Source organism: Mesorhizobium sp. M7A.F.Ca.CA.002.15.2.1, from assembly GCF_003998715.1.
Taxonomy (GTDB): domain Bacteria; phylum Pseudomonadota; class Alphaproteobacteria; order Rhizobiales; family Rhizobiaceae; genus Mesorhizobium; species Mesorhizobium ciceri.
Genome location: NZ_RZPI01001032.1, coordinates 1 through 1,195, shown reverse-complemented (window position 1 = coordinate 1,195; position 1,195 = coordinate 1). Strand labels below are relative to the sequence as shown.

Annotated in this window: 1 protein-coding gene and 1 pseudogene; one reads left to right on the top strand and one right to left on the bottom strand. The window is 65.9% G+C overall.

Going from position 1 to position 1,195, the window contains the following annotated elements:
• The first annotated feature begins 253 nt into the window (after positions 1-253).
• On the top strand, positions 254-982 hold the full coding sequence (locus tag ENZ74_RS32295; protein ID WP_024501722.1) for an SDR family oxidoreductase: 729 nt from the start codon (positions 254-256) through the stop codon (positions 980-982).
• A gap of 16 nt (positions 983-998) precedes the next feature.
• Here the strand turns inward: ENZ74_RS32295 and ENZ74_RS32290 are convergent.
• A pseudogene (locus ENZ74_RS32290) lies at positions 999-1,195 on the bottom strand (LysR family transcriptional regulator); the annotation flags it as partial.

The window sequence follows — 1,195 nt, the reverse complement described above, 5'->3', positions numbered from 1 at the left end:
CTGGAAAATGGTCGATATCCTGCGCGACATCGAGGAGGAATGGCGCACCGAACTTGGGCCGGAGCGCTTTGCCCAGCTGAAAGCTCTGCTGTTTGTCGTCTGGGAAAGTCCGCTGGTGCGCTGAGCCAGAGACGGCGCCCGTCCGCCCTGCTCCATCGGCCTTTCCGATGGCACTATCGGTTTCTTCCGTTTCCTTCTGTCGCGCCGAACTGCCAATTCCTGCCCTTGTCCATCCAAGCAAAGGCAGAGCGAAATGAGCATTTCGAAACAGAAAATCCTGATCGTCGGCGGCGGCTCCGGCATGGGCCTGGCGCTGGCCAGGCGCTGCATCGAGGCCGGAGCCAAGGTGATCATCGCCGGGCGCGGCCAAGACCGGCTGCGGCAGGCGCGCGAGGCGCTCGGCAATCCCGCCGGGCTGGAGACGGCCGTCGTCGACATCGCGCGCGAAGACCAGGTCTCGGCGCTGTTCGCAGCGATTGGCGGACTCGACCACATCGTCTGCACCGCAGCCGACATCGAAGGCGCCTACCGGCTGCTGCCGGAGCTTGACCTGATGGCGGCGCAAAAGGTGGTGGAGAGCAAGCTGTATGGCCCGCTGCTGCTCGCCAAGCACGGTGCGCCGCGGCTGGCAGCATCCGGCTCCATGACCTTCGTCTCCGGTATCGCCGCCTATCGCCCAGCCGCACGCGGCTCCGTCGTTGCTGCTGTCAACGCAGCGCTCGAAGGCCTCGTGCGGGCGCTGGCGGTCGAGTTGGCGCCGATCCGCGTCAATGCCGTGTCACCCGGCTGGGTCGACACCACGATCTGGGCGCAAGTGGCCGGCGACAGGAAGGACGAGACGTTAGCCGCGATGGCCAAGCGGCTGCCGGTCGGGCGGATTGGCCAACCCGATGATATCGCCGACGCCATCGCCTTCCTGATCGGCAATGGCTTTACCACGGGAACGACGCTGCATGTCGAGGGCGGCCACCGCCTGATCTGAACCGCCGCTGCTTCCGTCAGGAGTTGTTTGCAAACAAGGCCTTGGAGCGGTTCGACGATTCAAGTCCTGAACCAGCCTTGGCGGGCTGCAGGGCCGGCACCAGCGTGTCGCGCGCGGCAGTGAGCAATTGCTTAAGCGCCGGCAGCTGGACGCGCCGGCGGCGCCAGATCATCACCAGCGGCGCCGTCCGCATCTGGCCGGGCCATCGCATTT